General features: G+C 32.9%; 19 protein-coding genes. 1 reads left to right on the forward strand and 18 read right to left on the reverse strand.

What is annotated here, in order from left to right; translation table 11 throughout:
* The first annotated feature begins 127 nt into the window (after positions 1 to 127).
* Positions 128 to 1318 (forward strand): hypothetical protein, encoded by a 1191-nt coding sequence (locus FEM21_RS15070; protein WP_035662170.1) that lies wholly within the window; start codon positions 128 to 130, stop codon positions 1316 to 1318.
* 1 nt (position 1319) lies between these two features.
* Here the strand turns inward: FEM21_RS15070 and FEM21_RS15075 are convergent, their stop codons facing one another.
* The 18 genes from FEM21_RS15075 to sucD form a co-directional block, all read right to left on the reverse strand.
* A complete protein-coding gene (locus tag FEM21_RS15075) occupies positions 1320 to 2018 on the reverse strand; it encodes a DUF4240 domain-containing protein (RefSeq protein ID WP_051627634.1) in 699 nt (232 codons plus the stop codon).
* Between the two features lie 55 nt (positions 2019 to 2073).
* Positions 2074 to 3729, reverse strand: a complete 1656-nt coding sequence (locus FEM21_RS15080; protein ID WP_051627635.1) for a M1 family metallopeptidase — start codon at positions 3727 to 3729, stop codon at positions 2074 to 2076.
* A gap of 7 nt (positions 3730 to 3736) precedes the next feature.
* Complete coding sequence (locus FEM21_RS15085; protein WP_035662173.1) at positions 3737 to 4951, reverse strand: ATP-grasp domain-containing protein; 1215 nt, start codon at positions 4949 to 4951, stop codon at positions 3737 to 3739.
* A gap of 4 nt (positions 4952 to 4955) precedes the next feature.
* On the reverse strand, positions 4956 to 6383 hold the full coding sequence (locus FEM21_RS15090) for a leucyl aminopeptidase family protein (RefSeq protein WP_035662176.1): 1428 nt from the start codon (positions 6381 to 6383) through the stop codon (positions 4956 to 4958).
* On the reverse strand, positions 6384 to 7517 hold the full coding sequence (locus FEM21_RS15095) for an alpha/beta hydrolase (protein WP_035662179.1): 1134 nt from the start codon (positions 7515 to 7517) through the stop codon (positions 6384 to 6386).
* A 139-nt stretch (positions 7518 to 7656) separates the two neighbouring features.
* Positions 7657 to 8256 (reverse strand): bifunctional phosphoribosyl-AMP cyclohydrolase/phosphoribosyl-ATP diphosphatase HisIE, encoded by a 600-nt coding sequence (hisIE, locus tag FEM21_RS15100; RefSeq protein ID WP_035662182.1) that lies wholly within the window; start codon positions 8254 to 8256, stop codon positions 7657 to 7659.
* Between the two features lie 95 nt (positions 8257 to 8351).
* Positions 8352 to 9107, reverse strand: coding sequence for an imidazole glycerol phosphate synthase subunit HisF (hisF, locus tag FEM21_RS15105; RefSeq protein WP_035662185.1), 756 nt, complete (start codon positions 9105 to 9107; stop codon positions 8352 to 8354).
* Positions 9108 to 9161: 54 nt separating this feature from the next.
* Positions 9162 to 9893, reverse strand: coding sequence for a 1-(5-phosphoribosyl)-5-[(5-phosphoribosylamino)methylideneamino]imidazole-4-carboxamide isomerase (hisA, locus tag FEM21_RS15110; RefSeq protein WP_035662187.1), 732 nt, complete (start codon positions 9891 to 9893; stop codon positions 9162 to 9164).
* A gap of 7 nt (positions 9894 to 9900) precedes the next feature.
* On the reverse strand, positions 9901 to 10494 hold the full coding sequence (gene hisH / locus FEM21_RS15115) for an imidazole glycerol phosphate synthase subunit HisH (RefSeq protein ID WP_035662189.1): 594 nt from the start codon (positions 10492 to 10494) through the stop codon (positions 9901 to 9903).
* A gap of 72 nt (positions 10495 to 10566) precedes the next feature.
* Entirely contained in the window at positions 10567 to 11703 is a 1137-nt protein-coding gene (gene hisB / locus FEM21_RS15120; RefSeq protein WP_035662191.1) for a bifunctional histidinol-phosphatase/imidazoleglycerol-phosphate dehydratase HisB, read from the reverse strand.
* Positions 11704 to 11782: 79 nt separating this feature from the next.
* Positions 11783 to 12832, reverse strand: a complete 1050-nt coding sequence (gene hisC / locus FEM21_RS15125; RefSeq protein WP_035662197.1) for a histidinol-phosphate transaminase — start codon at positions 12830 to 12832, stop codon at positions 11783 to 11785.
* 84 nt (positions 12833 to 12916) lie between these two features.
* Positions 12917 to 14206, reverse strand: a complete 1290-nt coding sequence (gene hisD / locus FEM21_RS15130) for a histidinol dehydrogenase (RefSeq protein WP_035662199.1) — start codon at positions 14204 to 14206, stop codon at positions 12917 to 12919.
* A gap of 93 nt (positions 14207 to 14299) precedes the next feature.
* Positions 14300 to 15157 (reverse strand): ATP phosphoribosyltransferase, encoded by an 858-nt coding sequence (hisG, locus tag FEM21_RS15135; protein WP_035662200.1) that lies wholly within the window; start codon positions 15155 to 15157, stop codon positions 14300 to 14302.
* A 296-nt stretch (positions 15158 to 15453) separates the two neighbouring features.
* A complete protein-coding gene (locus FEM21_RS15140; protein WP_035662276.1) occupies positions 15454 to 16395 on the reverse strand; it encodes a YeiH family protein in 942 nt (313 codons plus the stop codon).
* Between the two features lie 65 nt (positions 16396 to 16460).
* Positions 16461 to 18488 carry a hypothetical protein gene (locus FEM21_RS15145; protein ID WP_035662201.1) on the reverse strand — a complete coding sequence of 676 codons (2028 nt, stop codon included), beginning with the start codon at positions 18486 to 18488 and terminating at the stop codon, positions 16461 to 16463.
* Positions 18489 to 18593: 105 nt separating this feature from the next.
* Positions 18594 to 19340 (reverse strand): 3-oxoacyl-[acyl-carrier-protein] reductase, encoded by a 747-nt coding sequence (gene fabG, locus FEM21_RS15150; RefSeq protein ID WP_035662203.1) that lies wholly within the window; start codon positions 19338 to 19340, stop codon positions 18594 to 18596.
* 135 nt (positions 19341 to 19475) lie between these two features.
* Positions 19476 to 19898, reverse strand: a complete 423-nt coding sequence (locus FEM21_RS15155; protein ID WP_035662204.1) for a hypothetical protein — start codon at positions 19896 to 19898, stop codon at positions 19476 to 19478.
* A gap of 144 nt (positions 19899 to 20042) precedes the next feature.
* Complete coding sequence (gene sucD, locus FEM21_RS15160) at positions 20043 to 20915, reverse strand: succinate--CoA ligase subunit alpha (protein WP_035662209.1); 873 nt, start codon at positions 20913 to 20915, stop codon at positions 20043 to 20045.
* Positions 20916 to 20960 lie beyond the last annotated feature (45 nt).

The following is a 20960-nucleotide window of genomic DNA, read 5'->3' on the forward strand; positions in this document are numbered from 1 at the left end:
TTTAAAACTAATCTAAATATTAGGAACGCAGATTGAACAAATTAAGAAATTATCACAAATTAAATTTCTTTTTATTTATGGAATTAATAGAATCTATGTTTCATACTTTTTTAATAATTAAACCTATATGATTTCTAAATACCGACAATTATTTAAAGAACAATTTACTGCAGAAAAATATCAGGCTTTAAAAGATGATATTACTTCTGATTTTAATTATGATCCAACTTTTAGATTAGGAGAAACTCCTTTTTTTATTTCTAACGAATTGAAATCACAATTAGTTGAAGGTTGTAATGAAGTTATAGCTTTTATTCAAAAAGATGATTTTAAAGAGCTTACTAATAAATCATTAGATTTAAATATAAAAGTACCTAATGAAGACGAGCACAGTAATTTTATAATCATTGATTTTGGGATTTGTGAAGAAAACGGAGAAATTGTTCCTAAATTAATTGAAGTACAAGGATTTCCTTCGTTATTTAATTATCAGGTAAATTTATTTGAAAAATTCCAAAAGCAATATCCGTTTTTAAAAGAGTTAACACCGTTTTTAAATAACATAACACCAAAGGAATATCTGGAAAATTTAGAAGCTGTTTTTTGCAACAATCATCCCAAGGAAAATGTTGTTTTATTAGAAATTGAACCTGAAAAACAGAACACTAAAATTGACTTTTATTATTGCAAAAGAGATTTGGGATTAAATATCGTTTGTGTAACCGATGTGATTAAAAAAGGAAATCAATTGTTTTATAAAAATGATAATGGAGAAGTAATTCAAATTAAACGAATTTATAACAGAGTAATTTTTGACGAATTGAATTTACGTACCGATTTAAAGATGAATTTCAACTTTTCAGATGAATTAGATGTGGAATGGGCCGGGCATCCTAATTGGTTTTTTAGGATTAGTAAGTTTATATTACCTTTTTTGAAAGGGAAATATTTTATTGAAACGACTTTATTAAGCGACTTAAAAGAAATTCCTGAAGATTTAGAAAATTATGTTTTAAAACCTTTGTTTTCTTTTTCGGGTTCCGGAGTGATTTTTCATGTAAAAAGAGAAGATATTGAAGCGGTGACAGAGAAAGAATTGTATATTCTTCAGAAAAAAGTAAATTATATTCCTATAGTAAAATCTCCTGATGGGAAAGTAAAAGCCGAAATCAGAATGCTTTGCACCTGGAAAAAAGACGATGCTGCTCCTACTCTATTATGTAATTTAGTGCGTTTGAGTCGAGGCGAAATGATAGGTGTAAAATACAATCAGGACAAAGACTGGGTTGGCGGAACTATTGGTTTATTTGAAAGGTAAATTACTTTTTCCAGAATTTTTTAAATAAAACAGGACAAATAACCTCCATTGTTTTAGGTTCGTCAACATTCCAGTTGAATTCTAAAATAGGATAATTTTCATCGTTAGTTTTAAAGTTTTCATAATCAATATAAGCTTCGGCATCTTTATGAGTCATGTTTTTAAAAGCATTCATTCCCACGTACCAAAAACCTTCAAAATCATGAACTTCGGGTTCATTGCCAACTAGGTTTACCAAATAATCAGGCGTTTCCTGGGTTTTATAAAAAGCCTCTTTTCCTCTTGAAATCAACCAGCATCTAAAATAATCAAAACCATCTTCGGAAGCTCCATTGCTAATTACATAATTAGCACACCATAAATTTGATGTGTAGGAATCAAATAAAAGTTTGTCAGTTCTAAGACGAAAACCAATCATTTCCTTTGGCGAAAGATGTTCAATTTCAGAAACCAGAAAAATTTCCTGATCTTCCTGATTGGTAGTTTCTTTAATCGACTTTTCAATAATTGCCCAATATTTTTCTTCATCAAGCATTTCGCTGGATGCCTTGAACTGAATTGAATCTAAGTTTATTTTTGGTGCATCTACAATAGAATCAGTACTTGTAACTAATTCATCAGTATTTGTTGTTTTGTTCTGGCTAAAACCTGCAGCCGACAAAATTAAAAAGAAGGATAGAAAAAAGTAGTAATTTTTCATGTTGATACAATATTCAATTAGAAAGTGATTAATTTTTCTATAAAATTAGTCTATTTTATTTTTGAATAAGAGCTCCTTCTACATAAAAATTGACGTCAATAGTTAATTTTGGATTTTCGATATTGTTTTGCTCTGTTTTCCAGTTAGTTTCCGGTTGTAGCCATTTTTCATTTCCATTTATCGAAACTTTCACAGGAATTTTGAAATTGCTAACACAATTTGTCCAACGATAAATCAGATTATTGTTCTCAAAATAATATTCTAATCTTGGAATTCGAATGTTTCTTAAATACTGATTAAAAAACGGATTCAAATCAATTCCAGCCTTTTCGCTCGAATAATCCTCGATTTGCTTTGTAGTAACTGTTTGGTGATAAAAAGTGCTGTTTAAACCTCTCAACATACTTTTCCACTTTTTGTCGTCATTTACAATTTGGCGTAAAGTATGCAGCATATTTCCTCCTTTCGAATACATATCTACCGAGCCTTCCTGATTCACATTGTAAATACCAATAATAGGAATGTCATTTTTTATTCCTGTTCTTGTTCCTATAATATATTCAGCTGCTGCTTTTTTACCATAATAATATTCCAGAAAAAGACTTTCAGAATAATTAGTGAAACTCTCGTGAATCCACATATCAGCAATGTCTTTGTACGTTATATTATTCGCAAACCACTCATGCCCAGATTCGTGAACGATAATAAAATCAAATTTTAATCCCCAGCCGGTATCACTCAAATCTTGCCCTAAATAACCATTTTGAAATCCATTTCCATAAGTAACCGAACTTTGATGCTCCATACCCAAATAAGGGACTTCGACCAGTTTGTAACCGTCTTTGTAAAAAGGATAAGGACCAAACCAGTATTCGAAAGCTTTGAGCATTCGGGGAACTTCTTTAAAATGTTTTTTGGCTTTCGCCAAATTGTCTCTCAAAACATAATAACTGCAGTCTAAAATTCCTTTTTCGCCTCTAAATTTCTCTGAAAAAGAAACGTAATCACCAATATTGATATTGACGCCGTAATTATTTATTGGATTCGAAACATACCAATTGTAAGTTGTGGTTCCGTTTTTAAGTTTTTTTGCACTCAACAAACGACCATTTGAAACATCCATCAAATCAGAAGGAACATTGACGCTTATGTACATATTATCCACTTCATCATACATGTGGTCCTTATTTGGCCACCACACACTAGCGCCTAATCCCTGACAGGAAGAAGCAATAAATGGTTTTCCGTTTTGATCTTTCTTCCATGTAATTCCACCATCCCAAGGCGGATTGACAGCAACTTTAGGCTTTCCTCCGTAAAAAACAGTTAACTTTTTTATCGTTCCTTTTTTTTGCCCGGCGACTAAATTTACAAAGTATGCATTTCCGTTTCTATTGTATTTTAAGGCGTTTCCGTCCTGAATAATTTTAGTTATTTTCAAAGGATTTTGCAAATCAATCTGCATTACATTGTATTCCTGTAATACTTGATATTTAATCACATTAGAACCTGTAATTGTGCTGTCTAAAGGATTTACTTTTATATCTAAACGATATTGTTTTAAATCCCACCAGGATCTTTCTTTGGTGATACTTCCACGTAAACTATCTTGTTGTGAAAAGGAATTTTCGGTAGTATTATTAAGCAATTGTGCGTGAATTGTATTCGAAAAAAAGAAGATTATATAAGTAAGAAAACAAAGTTTTTTCATTGATTGATTACTGCAAATTAGTAACTTTTTTTTGTTCGACAACCACGGTGTAATCACTAACTAAACGATTAGTATAATTATTTAATAATTCTAAAACCCTTTCGTTGTTGTCTGATTTTACAATTAATCCTGCATGATAATCCAAAGGAACTCGAAAACAAACTTCGGGATCTGAAAATGAAGACAAATCAGGATGCTGAAATTTCGATAATGACAAAACGATTCCAGCGTATTCTTTTTTGACTTTGGGTAAATTGTATTCGGTGTTTTTAACTAAAACATCTTCAATAGTTGCCCATTCTTTCCAAAGATTAATATTCGAAGCTGCTTCAACCATTTCGGCAATATGAGCACCGCCTACACGGGAAGAAGTTTCGAGGAAATAAATTTTTCCACTTTCATTACATTTTATAAATTCAGTATGAGCCGCACCATTTTTTAAGCCAAAACCTTTTAAAACGGCTTCATTTACTTTTTTGATTTCGATATCATCTTCTGAATTATAAGTGATGTTTGCAGTTCTAAAAACACCGCCCGCTTGCGAAATTTCCATTGGTGTAGCCAAATATTTTGAAGTCAGACTAAACAGAATTTTTCTATCTACAATCAAACTATCGCAATGATAAACAGCTCCGGGTTTAAATTGTTCCAATAAATATTTGAATCTATTATTGCCCATTTCGTTAATGTGAATCCACAATGTTTCTTTATCATAAACCTTGATTATCCCGGAAGATGAAGCTTCAGATCTTGGTTTTAAAACCCAGGGAGGCGAAACAGTATCGGCAAAAGTATTGATGTCATGATCATTAAATAAAGAACAAAAAGCCGGAATAGGAATTCCGCAACTTTTGGCTCTCATACGCATGGCTAATTTATCTCTAAAATAACGACCAGTAGTTTGTCCCATACCGTCAATGCGGAGGTTTTCTCTAAGATAAGTAGCTTTTTCGACATCATAATCGTCTAATGCTACTATAGCATCAATTGGATTTGATTTCATCAAATTACCGACTCCTAATAATAAATGCTCTAAATTCCATTCGGTATCCTGTCCCTGCATATAGAATATTTCATCTATAAAAGCATGTGGCCAGGGCTTATTTTTAAGATTTTCACTGGTAACAAGATAAACTGTATTACCTAGTTTTTTTAACTGAATTAAAAAATCAGTTCCTTTAAAATAATTGGATATACAAACGAAACTTTTAGCTTTTTTCATAAAGTCATAAATTTTCTATGAATTTAGTTAATAAATGAACACCATAAGCAGTAGCATGTTTACTTTTTGCAAATTCGTCATCACCAAAAGCTACACCTGCAATATCAAGATGCATCCAGGCTTTATGTTCATTCGTAAAAAACTCTAAAAACTTTGCTGCACTGATGGCTCCGGCAACTGGTTTTCCGCTAAAATTTTTAACATCGGCAATATCACTTTCGATGTCTTTTTTGTAATCATCCCAAAGCGGCAATGGCCATAAACGTTCGCCAATAGACTCTCCTGTTTTCTGAATTTTTTTCGAAATAGATTCATTATTAGTAAACAAAGCGGCACATTCGTAACCAAAAGTTCCAACACTACTTCCTGTAAGCGTGGCAATATCTACAATATATTTAGGATTATAATTTTTAATTAAATACGATAATCCATCAGCTAAAACCAAACGGCCTTCGGCATCGGTATCGATAATTTCAATCGAATTTCCGCTGTAACTATAAATGACATCACTTGGTAAAAAAGACTTGCTATCGACTGAATTTTCGGCACAAGGAATAATCGCGGTAACTTTTACGGGTAATTGCAAATCAGCAATTAATTGCATCGCGCCCAAAATAGCAGCTCCGCCAGCCATATCACATTTCATGTGCACCATTCCGGCTGTTTTAATATTCAATCCGCCAGTATCAAAGGTGATTCCTTTTCCAACTAGACCAATATGCTTTAAATTTGGATCAGCATTTTTAGAACTGTAGTTCATAATAATAAATTGAGCTTCATTATCACTTCCTTTTCCCACAGCTACAAAAGCGCCAAGATTTTGTTTTCTGGCTTCTTCTAATCCTAAAACTGTTACATCAAATCCGTACTGATTTCCTTTTTCCTGAGCCCAATTGGCCAGGTATTTTGGAGTAACAACATTTGGAGGCAAATCAACTAGATTAAAGGTTGCTAGTTGAGCCTGAGCAATTTTTACAGCCTTATTAATCGTTTCCGAAAAATCTTTGTTAGATACAATTTGGAGTTCAAATTCAGGATTTAAAAATGGATGCAATTCCTGTTTTTTATAATGTCCCAAATTATAAGTTCCTAAATACAATCCTGAAATTACGGCTTCAACTTGTTCCTGAGTAAAAACTTCAGGTAAAAATAAAGACACATTTGATGTGAATGTGTCTTTGTTTTTAGAAGCAATTCTTCTAAATATCGTTTTTAATGATTTATAGTCAATAGTATTACCTAAACCTATAAAAATAAAAGTCGTCTTGTTTTTTTCGGCTACATAATGAGTATCTTTTTTTCCAGAGAAAATCTTTGCTGAAATTGCTACGCCTTCAAATTCAATAACTTTATTTTCTGAATTATTTTCGAAAACCGGAATTAAAACCGTTCCTTCAAAATTATTTAAATGATTAATTTGTATTGTTTTCATCTAATTGTCTTTAGTATTAAAAAATAACCATTCAATTGCTTTAGGAAATTCATCGCTCCAGTAGGTTTCATTGTGTTTTCCTAATTTATTTATGCTAAGATTAATTTTCATTTTATCATTCACAAATTCGCTTTCAATCATACTGTTTTTAAAAGCCTGAACATGTTCGATCATAGTGTCACTTTCGTCACCACCGGCATAAAGATAGATTTTTGTGTTTCCGTAATCTTCATCATTTTTTATTGTCATCTTAGGAACAACCCAAAGTGAAGGCGAAAAAATCATTAATTTTCCAAAAATTTCCGGATGTCTTAAACCTGAAAAAATACTGATTAATCCGCCCATTGAGCTTCCGCCAATTCCTGTAAATTCTCTCTCTTTTTTGGTTCGAAAATTACTATCAACATAAGGTTTTAAGGTTTCGACTAAAAACTGAATGTATTTTTTGCCCTGACCTTTTCCTAAAATCGTTTCGCCAACATTGTATTCTTTTATTCGGTCTTCTTCGGCGTGTTCGACAGCAATAATGATGATTTTACCCACTTTATATTCAGACATTACAGCTAATTTTTTATCAATTTCCCAATTACCATATTCGGCATTTTCATTGAATAAATTTTGTGCATCCTGCAAATACATTACAGGATAATTTTCGCCAGAATAATCATAATCATGAGGTAAAAGTGCCCATACTTTACGTGTTGTATTCAATTGCGGAATTTCAAATTCATCTGATATTAATTGAATTTGAGGAAGAAAATTTGGTTTAAACGGCAGCCAATTTCTTCTCCATTTATATACATGCTCGTTTTGAATTCCGGTATGTTTAGTTGTCGAACGGTTTTCTGTTCGTTCTTCATTCGCATCAATTTCTACCGCACTCCAGTCTCCTTTAGTGAATTTATACAATACTGTTTCGGGTAACGGAAAATCATGAGTAAATTTAAAATGATATAAACCATAGCCTACTCTTTCCATCATAAAATCTTTATCCTGCGTACGCCATTCATTAAAATTTCCTGAAATATAAACCGGACGAGAATCATCTTCGTCAGTAGTTAAAATGATATGTAATCCCGTTGCTATTTTGGCTTCCATTACATCTTCTGAAAAATGAGTTTTATCAAAAATCATAAATTAGGGGGTAAATGATTAGTTTGTGGGGTAAATATAGTGGATTGTAATTTTTTGAAAAAATAAAAACGAGTCTAAAGAAGAATTTAACCTTCTATTAGACTCGTTTTCATGTTAAATTAACATAAAGGCTACTGTTTTATTTCTGACGAGCTTTTAAAACTTCAATAACATCGTTTAGTTTGTATCCTTTTGCCTGCAATAAAATCAAATAATGAAAAAGCAAATCGGCACTTTCACTCAGGAATAAATCATCGTTGGCATCTTTGGCTTCAATCACCACTTCTACCGCTTCCTCACCTACTTTTTGGGCAATTTTATTGATCCCTTTTGCAAAAAGAGAAGCTACATAACTTTGCTCTGAATCAGCATTTTCTCTTCGGCTTTGAATTGTGTTTTCTAAATGAGAAATAAATCCGTAACTCTCCTCGTTTGGCGTTTGCCAGCAAGTATCAGCTCCGGTGTGACAAGTTGGCCCAACAGGTTCTGCCTGAATTAACAAAGTATCCTCATCACAATCATTTTTAATATCTACCAAATTCAAAAAATGACCACTTTCTTCTCCTTTTGTCCAAAGACGTTGTTTTGAACGGCTGTAAAAAGTTACTTTTCCTGTTTCAATTGTTTTTTTATATGCTTCAGCATTCATGTAGCCTAACATCAAAACATTTTTGGTTTCACTATCCTGAATGATGGCAGGAATTAATCCGTGTGCCAATCTTGAAAAATCTATTTCCATATCTTTTAAAGTTATGAGTTATGGTAAAAAGTTATGCGTTATGAGTTAAGTGTTTTTGAAGTCCAGATTTCGACTCTTAACATATAACGTTTAACCTATAACCTCACTGCTATATTGTTGTTTTTAAGTTCTTTTTTCAAAGCCTTGATTTCAATTTCCTTGAAATGAAAAACGCTTGCTGCCAGGGCTGCATCGGCTTTTCCTTCTGTAAAGCTATCCATAAAATGCTGAATGTTTCCTGCACCGCCTGAAGCAATAATCGGGATATTTACCAAAGTTGACAATTTAGCCAAAGCTTCATTAGCGAATCCGTTTTTGGTTCCGTCATTATCCATTGAGGTAAACAGGATTTCCCCTGCACCTCTTTGTTCCACTTCCACTGCCCAGTCGAATAATCTAATTTCTGTTGGGACTTTTCCACCTACTAAATGTACTATCCATTCACCATCAATTTGTTTGGCATCAATGGCTACCACCACACATTGGCTACCAAATTTCTGTGCCAAATCATTAATCAACTGTGGATTTTTTACCGCCGAAGAATTGATAGAAACCTTATCGGCACCGTTTTGCAACAAAACTTCCACATCTTCCACAGCAGAAATTCCTCCGCCTACGGTAAATGGAATATTAATGGTTGCAGCAACTTTTCGAACTAAATCAACTAAAGTTCGTCTTCTTTCTTCTGTTGCCGAAATATCTAAAAATACTAATTCATCAGCACCTTCATCCGAATAGATTTTGGCCAATTCAACAGGATCTCCCGCATCGCGCAAATCTACGAAATTAACGCCTTTTACCGTTCTTCCGTTTTTAATATCCAAACAAGGGATTATTCTTTTTGTTAACATTTTCTTTGAGTTATGAGTTTTGAGTTATAGGTTATTCGTCTATACGCTTAACACCTAACTTTTAACTTCTAAAATATAGTTTTCCAGTTGCTTCAAACTAATTCTTCCTTCGTAAATGGCTTTACCAATGATGGTTCCTTCACAGCCTATTTCGGCTAATTTAGGTAATTCGTCAAAAGTAGAAATTCCTCCTGAAGCAATCAATTTCAATCCTTCGGCTTGTTGCAGAATTTTTGCATACAAATCAAAACTAGGTCCTTGCAACATTCCGTCTTTGGCAATATCAGTACAAATTACATACTGAATTCCTTTAGACTGATAATCCTGAATAAAAGGAACTAAATCTTCATTAGAATCTTCTAACCAACCCGAAACTGCTACTTTTTCATTATTAGCATCAGCTCCTAAAATAATTTTATCCGATCCATATTCGGCAATCCATTTTTCAAAAACCGAACGGTTTTTTACGGCAATACTTCCGCCTGTAATTTGGTTCGCTCCACTTTCAAAAGCAATTTTCAAATCAGAATCAGCTTTCAATCCACCACCAAAATCAATTTTCAACTTCGTTTGGATAGCAATTTGCTCTAAAATTTTATAGTTGATGATTTTGCTTGATTTAGCTCCGTCTAAGTCAACTAAGTGTAAATATTCGATTCCGTGTGCCTCAAATTCTTTGGCTACTTCAAGCGGATTTTCGTTGTAAATTATTTTAGTATTGTAATCGCCTTTGGATAAACGAACACATTTTCCATCGATGATGTCTATAGCTGGTATTATTCTCATTGTTAAGTTAGAAGTTAGGAGTTAGAAGTAAGAAGTTTTTTAAAATTTGTTCACCCACATCACCGCTTTTCTCCGGGTGAAATTGCGTTCCAAAGAAATTTTCATTTTCTAATGCCGATGAATAAGGAAGTTCATAATCGGTAGTAGCAATGGTTTCCTGACAGAGCGGAGCATAAAAACTATGTACTAAATACATATATTCTTTTTCGGCTACATCTTTGAATAAATCTGATTTTAGATCGTAAATGGTATTCCAACCCATTTGCGGTACTTTTACCTTTGGAGTAAACTTAATCACATTCACGTCAAAAATCCCTAAACCAGTTGTATTTCCCTCTTCGGTGTGATTACACATTAATTGCATTCCTAAACAAATCCCTAAAACAGGCTGTTTCAAGGTTGGAATCAAAGTGTCCAATCCACTTTCTTTAAGCATTTTCATGGCATAACTTGCCTCACCCACTCCTGGGAAAATCACTTTATCAGCGGCTTTGATTTCGTCAGGATTATTGGTTAACACAGCAGAATATCCCAGTCTTTCTATGGCAAATAGAATACTTTGAATATTTCCTGCTCCGTAATTTATGATTACTATTTTCATTATTTCAAGTTAGAAGTCAGGAGTTAGAAGTGGGAAGTTTCTAACCTCTCACTTCTAACTTCTAACTTTATGTTACAACATTCCTTTTGTTGAAGGTAAAATCATTTTTTCGGTATCTCGTTTTACGGCTACTTTTATTGCTTTTGCAAAAGCTTTAAAGATTGCTTCAATCTTGTGGTGCTCATTATCTCCTTCAGCTTTGATATTGATATTAGCTCTCGCACCATCAGAGAACGATTTGAAGAAGTGGAAAAACATCTCTGTTGGCATCTTTCCTACCATTTCACGTTTGAATTCAGTTTCCCAAATCAACCAGTTTCTTCCACCAAAATCGATAGCTACCTGTGCCAGACAATCGTCCATTGGCAAACAGAAACCGTAACGTTCAATTCCTAATTTATTTCCTAAGGCTTTCGCATAAACTTCACCTAAAGCAATCGCAGTATCTTCTATAGTGTGGTGTTCGTCAACTTCCAAATCACCTTTTACTTTGATTTCCAAATCCATTTGTCCGTGACGCGAAATCTGATCTAACATATGATCGAAGAAAGCAATTCCGGTATCAATGTTACTTTTCCCAGTTCCATCTAGATTCAACTTGATGTAAATATCGGTTTCATGAGTTTTTCTGGTAATAGAAGCGGTACGTGCTTCTAATTTCAAGAACTCGTATATTGTTTTCCAATCCGTAGATTGTAACGCAATAACAGCATCCAATTCTTCTCTTTTAGCACTGATTTCAGTACTTCCAGCTCCATCTGTTGTATTTAAAAAGATCGCTTTTGCACCAAGATTTTTAGCCAATTCAATATCGGTTAATCTGTCTCCAAGTACAAAAGAATTTGCCAAATCGTAGTTTGGATTATCAATATACTTAGTCAACATTCCCGTGCGAGGTTTGCGTGTTGGTGCATTGTCTTCAGGGAAAGAACGATCGATAAAAATATCATCAAATAAAACGCCTTCGTTTTGAAAAGCTTTTAAGATAAAATCCTGTGTTGGCCAAAAAGTATCTTCCGGAAAAGAATCCGTTCCTAAACCATCCTGATTGGTCACCATTGCCAATTCATAATCCAATTCGTTAGCAATTTTAGCCAAATATTGAAAAGCCTTTGGGTAAAACTCTAATTTCTCCAAACTGTCTAATTGATATCCTTCCGGTTCTAAAACAATCGTTCCGTCACGATCTATAAAAAGTACTTTTTTCATTTTTAATATTTTTTGCCACAGATTTCACAGATTAAAAGGATTTTGAATCTTTAAAATCCTTTTAATCAGACTTATTTTTTTATTTTAATTCTGTTAATGCTTCCATTAACTTTTTATTCTCCTCTTCTGTTCCAACAGTTAAGCGTAGCGTGTTTTCACAAAGCGGTTGAGTTGTTCTGTTACGAATTACAATTCCTTTAGCAATCAATTCATCGTAACGTTTATTAGCATTATCCACTTTTATAAGAATAAAATTTGCTTCCGTCGGATAAATTTTTTCTACAAAAGATACTTTATTTAATACTTGTAATAAAGCTTCTCTTTGTGCTATAATTGAGGCAATTTCGCCATTAATTCTCGCCTGGTCTTTTAAACGATCTAAGGCTCTTTGTTGCGTTAATTCGTTTACGTTGTAAGGAGGTTTGATTTTGTTTAAAACAGCAATTACTTCAGCTGATCCATAACAGATCCCTAAACGAATTCCAGCTAAACCATACGCTTTAGATAAGGTTTGAGTGATAATCAAGTTAGGGTATTGATCTAATTTAGCTAACCAGCTTGCCTTATCTGAAAAGTCTATATAAGCTTCGTCAATAACCACAAATCCATTGAATTTTTCTAAAATTGTTGTTACACTTTCAGTCGAAAATGAATTTCCTGTTGGGTTATTTGGCGAACATAAAAAGATAATTTTAGTGTTTGCTGTTACCGCTTGTAAAATTGCTTCAACTCTTGGCTGGAAACTTTCAGAAAGCAGAATTTCTTTATGCTCTACATTGTTGATATTCGCCAAAACACCATACATTCCATAAGTAGGTGGTAATGAAATTACATTGTCTTCTTTTGGCTCACAAAAAGCTCTGAATAACAAATCTAATACTTCATCACTTCCGTTTCCTAGCAAAATTTGCTTTGGATTTAATCCTTTACTTTTAGCTAAAATTGCTTTTACACTCAATTGTTGTGGATCCGGGTAACGATTTACCCCATTTTGATACGGATTTTCATTGGCATCTAAAAATACCATATTAGCCGTATCAAAATCTTCAAACTCATCACGTGCAGAAGAATAAGGTTTTAACACCTTTACGTTGTCACGGACTAAATTATTTATATCGAAATTGTTCATTATACTTATTTTTTTAAGAATAAAGAAAAGAGAGAATAGACTTTGTGGTATATTTTCTTTTTATGTTCTATATTCTTTTCTCTATTATCTTTTTTCTATTTCAGCTAATCTTAAAGTCACTGCATTTTTATGTGCCTGTAATCCTTCGGCTTCTGCCATGATTTCAATCGCATTTCCAATATTTTGAATTCCTTTTTCAGAAATTTTCTGGAACGTCATCGATTTCATAAAGCTATCCAGATTCACACCGCTGTAATTCTTAGCATAACCGTTTGTCGGCAAGGTATGATTGGTTCCTGAAGCATAATCTCCGGCACTTTCAGGAGTATAATTCCCTATAAAAACGGAACCTGCATTTTGGATTCCATCTACATAAAAATCATTGTTTTCGGTACAAACAATAAAATGTTCCGGACCGTACTCGTTGATTAAATCTAGAGCAATTTTATCATTTTCAACAAAAATTGATTTTGAATTAGCAATGGCTTTTTCGGCAATTTCTTTACGTGGTAAAACGTTTAATTGCGTTTCGATTTCTTTTTCAACGGCATCAATAATCACTTTAGATGTAGCCACCAAAATTACTTGACTATCAGTTCCATGTTCCGCCTGAGATAATAAATCAGAAGCAACAAAAGAAGCATTTGCAGAATCATCCGCAACCACTAATAATTCAGATGGTCCGGCAGGCATGTCGATTGCCACACCAAACTGAGTTGCCAGTTGTTTCGCTACCGTTACATATTGATTTCCTGGCCCGAAAATTTTATATACTTTAGGAATTGATTTTGTTCCAAAAGTCATTCCGGCAATAGCCTGAATTCCTCCTACTTTGATAATTTTAGTGACACCGCATAAATTGGCAGCATATAAAATCGCAGGATTGATATTTCCATTTTTATCGGGTGGTGAACACAAAACAATTTCGTTACAACCCGCAATTTTAGCTGGAACAGCCAGCATTAATACTGTAGAAAATAAAGGTGCTGTTCCACCGGGAATGTATAAACCTACTTTTTGAATTGGTCTTTTTTCCTGCCAGCATTGTACACCTTCAGCCGTTTCAACTGAAACACGAGACGTTTTTTGTGCCTGATGAAATTTTTCCACATTGGATTTCGCCAAAGAGATAGCTGCTTTTAATTCTTCAGAAATTGTATTAATAGCAACTTCAATCTCGGTAGCAGTTACCAGACTGTTTTCAAAATACACACCATCAAACTGAGTTGTATATTTGGCAACAGCCGCATCTCCATCTTTTTGAACAGCAGTAAAAATTTCTTTTACCGTTGATTCTATATCGTTAACCGTTTTCGTTGGTCTTTCTAAAATAGAAGCCCAGGTGTCGGGTGTTGGGTTATATATTTTATTCATGCTTTTAAGTTATAGGTTATGAGTTATGAGTTAAGTGTCAGCTGTTTATTGTTTAAAAACTTCTAACTCCTAAACTTCTAACATCTAACTTTTTTACAAAACCATTTTCTCAATTGGACAAACCAAAATTCCTTCGGCTCCGGCAGATTTTAACTGGTCAATTACTTCCCAAAAAGTATCTTTGTCAATTACAGTATGCACACTGCTCCAACCTTCCTGAGCCAATGGCATTACTGTAGCGCTTTTCAATACAGGAAGAATATTACTTACTGCTTCGATTTTATCATTAGGCACATTCATCAAAATGTATTTTGATTTACGGGCTCTCAAAACAGCATCAATTCTGAATTTTAGGGTATCAATTATTTTTTGAGATTCAGCAGAAACTTTTGGAGAAACCGCTAACACAGCCTCACTTTTTAAAATAACTTCAACCTCTTTTAGGTTATTTTTAAATAAAGTACTTCCGCTGGAAACAATGTCAACAATGGCATCAGCTAATCCAATATTTGGAGCAATTTCTACCGAACCTGAAATTTGGTGAATATCAACAGTTACACCTTTCGAATTAAAAAAGTCAATTACTGTATTAGGATAAGAAGTAGCAATGCGCAATCCGTCTAAATCTTTTACTGAATTGTATTCGAAAGTCTTAGGAACAGCTACAGAAACTTTACATTTTGAAAATCCCAGTTTTTGGATTACCTCGATATTTTTTCCTTTTTCAACCAATAAATTGTCTCCAACAATAGCAATATCTACTACTCCGTCAATCAAATATTGAGGAATATCCGAATTACGTAAATACAGGACTTCTAAAGGGAAATTAGATGCTTCGGCTTTTAACTGATCAATGCCGTTGTTGATAGAAATTCCGGCATCTTTCAGGATTTGAATACTGTCTTCGTTTAATCTGCCTGATTTTTGAATTGCAATTTTTAATGTACCCATTGTTTTGTTTTTTTATTTTTTATTGAATGTGTTTGAGTACAAAGGACTTAACACACAATGAAAAACCCGTTTGATGTACTCAAACGGGTTTATTAATATGATGACTTACACACATACCATTAACACATCGCTTGAGAGCAATAGTGAGAATGATGATGATGCAATTGATTTGATAACATATACTATAAAATTTGACAATTTTTTTTGATTTCGATTGCAAATATACTTTTTATTTCGAATATCAAGCAATTTTATTTCACTTTAAAATGAAGAAATTGTTAAAAACGATAATAATCTTAATTGAAATATAAAATTGAAACCAAAGCCAGTATTGCTATAAATCCCCATAAAACCAGTCCTTGTATTAAAGGTTTTATTCCCACTGCTAATAAAACAGAACTGCTTAATCCGGAACCAATAAAAAACAAGGTAACTGTTAGACCTACTTTGGCAACTGAAACAATATATGGAGTAAAAACTGTAACTTCAGAAACATAAGTATTGATTATCATGGCCAAAATAAAGAATCCAATGAAATAAGGAATTTTTATTCCGCTGGTTTTGTTTTTAAACAAAAAACTCGTTAGTAAAACAACTGGGATTATCCATAATGCACGGGCTAATTTTACTGTTGTTGCAATAGCTAAAGCTTCCGTTCCATATTTATTTGCTGCACCTACAACTGAACTTGTATCATGAATTGCCAAAGCGCACCATAATCCAAAATCTTGTTGTGATAAATTAAGCCAGTGTCCTATAATTGGAAATAAAAATAAAGCAATTGAATTCAATATAAAAATAACTCCTAATGCTACTGAAGTCTGTTTTTCATCTGATTTGATAACCGGAGTAATTGCTGCAATAGCGCTTCCGCCACAAATTGCCGTACCGCAGGAAATTAAATGTGAGGTTTTCTTATCAGTCGCAAACCATTTTCCTAAAAAATGTCCCAATAAAATAGTGCTAAATAAAGTCAGCACTGTTAGCATAAAGCTTTCTTTACTGGAATGTAAAGCACTAGTAACATTCATTCCGAAACCAAGTCCCACAACCGAAACCTGAAGCAACAAACGAATGATTTTATGATTTAAATGCAACCATGGATGTCCTGAAATATTAGCTACAAGTAAACCAAGCAACAACGCAATGGGTGGAGTGATTATTCCAGATAAACAAATTACTAATAATGCAACAAAAATAAACTGTTGGGTTCTAGTATGCTTTTCTAAATTAAAAATCCCATTTTCGGGGAGAAGATTTGGTTGCTTTTTCAAGAAAAAATGATATTAAAATTTGAAATTGCTTATAATAAACCGTTGTATTTTCGAATGAACCATTCAGCTGCGAAAAAGCTGCAAATAAAAACCAATAACCATTTCCAATCAATTAATGGCGAACGCGAAATGTTGTTTTTTTCAATGGTTTTGTAATTTTCATCAACCAAAAGAGATTCAATTAAAGCATCTATTTGATTTGGAAAATATACTTTTCCGTTTGTTGAATTAGCTAATTGACTTAGTTTTTCGAAATCAGGATTTACAAATTGTTTTTCGATATCAAAATCTAAAATTTCAAAATGCCCCGAATACGCCGCATTCGAATTCAATTCTTTCACCGTAAACTGATAATTTCCGGCAGTTAAACCATCTAAATTGACTTTGTATGAATTACTTCCTTTTAATAAATCGTAATTTTTAGTCTGTTTAGTTTTCGAATTTATAAGTGTAATTGTCAAATGTGCTTTTTCGTCAAACTCGTAATTTTTATTGAAATATTGAGCCGTAATTTCGATAGCATCTCCTGAATTGTAAAAACTTTCATGATTGACAACCAACGATTTTTTTGAATTATTACTGGCTAAAAACTGAATGATTTTATCCATAAATACATCATATTTTTCGAAAGATTCGTTTTTAATATGACTTTCTAAACGCCATTTCCAACTATTTTCTCCTAACAAAAAGGCTGAACGGCTTCCTTGATTTTCAGAAAAAGCCAGCAAAGGAGCTTCGGTATTTATGTTTCTAATTTTTGAAGAAAGTAAAATACTTGTATTTCCGTTTGCCTTGATTTTTCCGTATGGATTTTGCAAAGGCGGGAAATTTTCGAAATCAATATTATCAATGGCAAACAAATTAAATTGCGGATTGAATTCAGCGAGATAATCTTCTTTTTGAGAAGTCATCTTAAATTCTAAACTGTTTTGTATTTGGTTCAAAAAGCCAAAATCAGTATGAGTTCCTGTTATTATAAAACTATTAATTCTGGTTAATTTTACAGCATCAAAAATAGTTTTAAATTCAGTTGTAGGCTGATAAAAAATCAAAACATTATAATCTGTTAATAAATTGATTTGTTTTGGGTTAAGGATGGTTACTTTCCGCTGTGCATTAGACTCGATTGAGCGTTTTAAAGCAGCAATATCGGGATGATTTATTGATGAAATTATAGCTACATTTGTCTTTTGATCGAGAACTTCGACAGCAAAATTCTTTTGATTGTTATAGTTGTTTTTTTCTTTTTCATTCGAAATTAAACTAGCCTTATACAATTGTGTACCTGTTTTGTTTGCAGCAAGTAAAACTGTAACAACAGCTGTTTTTTTAGTAGCAGAAAAAGAGACTTTTTGTTTACTCAAAACAGAATTTCCCTGTAAAATCTGAAAATCAGCAGTTGTATTTTTATTTCCGGAATATTGTAAAAAAACTTCGACCGGGAATTTATTTTTAAAAAAAGCGTATTTATTAACGTTAAGCTGATTGATTTTTAAATCAAAAACTTTAGTTGTGTCACCTAAAATTATTGGATAAACTTTGTTTGATGAATCAAAAGTATATACATAATCATTTCCTAAAGTTTGGTTTCCGTCACTAATAAGTACCGTTGCAAAATTAGTATTACGATTAATTGCTTTAGTATTTTTTGCAACAAGATCAATATTGGTTTGCGTTCCTTTAAAATCTAACTTTTGTAAAGGACGTAACTCTGAATCAAATTGATACGATTGAATATTAAATTTTTCTTCTAAATCACTATTGTTTTTTAGTTTCGAATATAATGCTGCTGCCGTTTTGTCTGATTCCAAGTAAGAAATAGAATTTGAATTGTCAACAACAATTGTCAATGGCGGTTTTATGATTTCAGTTTTAGTGGTTGTTATAACAGGGTTTATTAACAACAATAAAATTCCAAAAATGATTAAAAAACGTAAAAAAGCCAAGAGTAAATTGACTTTTAACTGACTCTTGGCTTTGTAATAATATTGAAAATAAGACAACCCAGCTGCTATTACTAATGAAAGAATAATAAGTAGAATGGTATTTGTTGTCATTTATTTTAAAATTTAAAGATTGAAAAATTAAATAATTTAAAAATTCTAAACATTTACGAATATAAAAATCTTTAAATTCTTAAATCAATAATCTTTAAATGTATTTTAAGTAAGCATTCCTCCGCAAACATTCAATACTTGTCCTGTAACATAAGCACTCATATCTGAAGCTAAGAACAAACAAGCATTAGCAACATCTTCAGTAGATCCACCGCGTTTTAACGGAATTCCTTCCGTCCATCCTTTTACAACATCTTCGCTTAATTTAGCAGTCATTTCGGTTTCGATGAATCCCGGAGCAATGGCATTACAACGAATATTTCTTGAACCTAATTCTAATGCTACTGATTTGGTAAATCCAATTGCACCGGCCTTAGAAGCAGCATAATTCGTTTGTCCTGCATTTCCTGAAACACCTACAACTGAACTGATATTGATAATTGATCCGGCACGTTTTTTCAGGAATGTTTTTTGGATAGCTTTAGTCATATTGAAAACTGATTTCAAATTCACATCAATTACCTGATCGAAATCGGCTTCAGACATACGCATTAACAAATTGTCTTTTGTAATTCCGGCATTATTGATCAAAATATCTACTGTACCAAAATCAGCTAAAACAGTATCTACTAATGTTTGTGCTTCGTCAAAATCAGCTGCATTAGATTTGTATCCTTTGGCTTTAACACCTAGAGTAATTAATTCGTTTTCAAGTGCCAAAGCTGATTCTACAGATGAACTGTAAGTAAAAGCTACATCAGCTCCATGTTTTGCGAAAACCTCGGCAATTCCTCTACCAATTCCGCGACTTGCGCCAGTAACAATAGCTACTTTTCCTTCAAGTAATTTCATATTATGATATAAGTTTATTTACTAAATTGAAATACAAATATAAACGATTTAGCTGTTTTATAAAATTTGTTGCATAAAAAAAGCCTTACCGAAGTCAGGCTTTTGAAAAATGTATTTTATTGTATTGAAAATGAACTAGAAAGCCACATTCCATCTTGGCAATTTAGCATTTTCGCTCAAAAAATTTTGTAAAACCTGAGCTTCAACGAAAGTTGGAATTACTTTTGTATCATTATTATAAGTTTCATACCAAACTACTTCTAAACGGCTGATTTCTTCTTTTTTCATTTGAGCCGGCCAGGAATATTTTCTTCCTGTTTTTGCAAATTGATGACCATTTACAATTTTATCATATAAACCGCCATTTTTAGTTTTCAAAGTACCATCATTTTGTACTGTTCCGGTAGAACCTACCATGATTAATTCTTTTTCATCAGCAACATCAAAAACTAGAAATACACCTGAACCTTCAGAAGCATTACATACTTCTTCTAAATTATCTTCGGTAGTTAATAAAAACTGATTTTTTACTTTGAATCCTTCTAATTCCTTGTACATATTTATTTTCTTTTTATTTTTAGCAATAATTATATAAGATGAGAGTGCTCATTTTATCGAGTGCAAATGTATTTCTTTAATTCTGTTTTATACTAAAAAAGCCCCACAAATGTGAGGCTTAATTTATTTTAAGTTGTTTAAGGATTAACCTAAAACTTCTTTTACTTTTTTACCAATTGCTGCTGGAGAATCAACAACGTGAATTCCGTTGTCTCTCATAATTTGTTTTTTAGCAGCAGCTGTATCATCAGAACCACCAACAATAGCACCTGCGTGACCCATTGTTCTACCAGCAGGAGCAGTTTCTCCGGCGATAAATCCAATTACCGGTTTACGGTTACCATCAGCTTTAATCCATTTAGCAGCATCAGCTTCTAATTGACCTCCAATTTCACCAATCATGATGATAGCTTCAGTTTCTGGATCATTCATTAATAATTCAACTGCTTCTTTTGTAGTTGTACCAATGATTGGGTCTCCACCAATTCCAATAGCTGTAGTGATTCCTAAACCTTGTTTTACAACCTGGTCAGCAGCTTCATATGTTAAAGTTCCTGATTTAGAAACAATACCAACAGTTCCTTTTTTGAAAACGAAACCTGGCATAATACCAACTTTAGCTTCACCCGGAGTGATTACACCTGGGCAGTTAGGACCAATTAATCTTGCTCCTTTTGATTTAGCATAGCTGTTAGCATGGATCATGTCAGCTACAGGAATACCTTCAGTAATAGCGATGATTACTTTAATTCCAGCATCAGCAGCTTCCATAATTGCATCAGCAGCAAAAGCTGGTGGTACAAAAATAATAGAGGTATCAGCACCTGCCTGATCAACTGCATCTTTTACAGTATTAAAAACAGGACGATCTAAGTGAGAAGTTCCTCCTTTTCCCGGAGTTACACCACCTACAACGTTTGTACCGTATTCAATCATTTGAGAAGCGTGGAATGTTCCTTCGCTACCTGTAAATCCTTGAACAATTATTTTTGAATCTTTGTTAACTAAAACACTCATGATATATATTTTATATGATTTTTAAAAATTGTAATGCAAAAATAA

Source organism: Flavobacterium seoulense, from assembly GCF_000695795.1.
Lineage (GTDB): Bacteria > Bacteroidota > Bacteroidia > Flavobacteriales > Flavobacteriaceae > Flavobacterium > Flavobacterium seoulense.

Excerpts from the sequence above, each read along its gene's own strand:
- FEM21_RS15070 (WP_035662170.1), top strand. The coding sequence starts at position 128 with ATGATTTCTAAATACCGACAATTATTTAAAGAACAATTTACTGCAGAA.
- FEM21_RS15075 (WP_051627634.1), bottom strand. The coding sequence starts at position 2,018 with ATGAAAAATTACTACTTTTTTCTATCCTTCTTTTTAATTTTGTCGGCT.
- FEM21_RS15080 (WP_051627635.1), bottom strand. The coding sequence starts at position 3,729 with ATGAAAAAACTTTGTTTTCTTACTTATATAATCTTCTTTTTTTCGAAT.
- FEM21_RS15085 (WP_035662173.1), bottom strand. The coding sequence starts at position 4,951 with ATGAAAAAAGCTAAAAGTTTCGTTTGTATATCCAATTATTTTAAAGGA.
- FEM21_RS15090 (WP_035662176.1), bottom strand. The coding sequence starts at position 6,383 with ATGAAAACAATACAAATTAATCATTTAAATAATTTTGAAGGAACGGTT.
- FEM21_RS15095 (WP_035662179.1), bottom strand. The coding sequence starts at position 7,517 with ATGATTTTTGATAAAACTCATTTTTCAGAAGATGTAATGGAAGCCAAA.
- hisIE (WP_035662182.1), bottom strand. The coding sequence starts at position 8,256 with ATGGAAATAGATTTTTCAAGATTGGCACACGGATTAATTCCTGCCATC.
- hisF (WP_035662185.1), bottom strand. The coding sequence starts at position 9,107 with ATGTTAACAAAAAGAATAATCCCTTGTTTGGATATTAAAAACGGAAGA.
- hisA (WP_035662187.1), bottom strand. The coding sequence starts at position 9,893 with ATGAGAATAATACCAGCTATAGACATCATCGATGGAAAATGTGTTCGT.
- hisH (WP_035662189.1), bottom strand. The coding sequence starts at position 10,494 with ATGAAAATAGTAATCATAAATTACGGAGCAGGAAATATTCAAAGTATT.
- hisB (WP_035662191.1), bottom strand. The coding sequence starts at position 11,703 with ATGAAAAAAGTACTTTTTATAGATCGTGACGGAACGATTGTTTTAGAA.
- hisC (WP_035662197.1), bottom strand. The coding sequence starts at position 12,832 with ATGAACAATTTCGATATAAATAATTTAGTCCGTGACAACGTAAAGGTG.
- hisD (WP_035662199.1), bottom strand. The coding sequence starts at position 14,206 with ATGAATAAAATATATAACCCAACACCCGACACCTGGGCTTCTATTTTA.
- hisG (WP_035662200.1), bottom strand. The coding sequence starts at position 15,157 with ATGGGTACATTAAAAATTGCAATTCAAAAATCAGGCAGATTAAACGAA.
- FEM21_RS15145 (WP_035662201.1), bottom strand. The coding sequence starts at position 18,488 with ATGACAACAAATACCATTCTACTTATTATTCTTTCATTAGTAATAGCA.
- fabG (WP_035662203.1), bottom strand. The coding sequence starts at position 19,340 with ATGAAATTACTTGAAGGAAAAGTAGCTATTGTTACTGGCGCAAGTCGC.
- FEM21_RS15155 (WP_035662204.1), bottom strand. The coding sequence starts at position 19,898 with ATGTACAAGGAATTAGAAGGATTCAAAGTAAAAAATCAGTTTTTATTA.
- sucD (WP_035662209.1), bottom strand. The coding sequence starts at position 20,915 with ATGAGTGTTTTAGTTAACAAAGATTCAAAAATAATTGTTCAAGGATTT.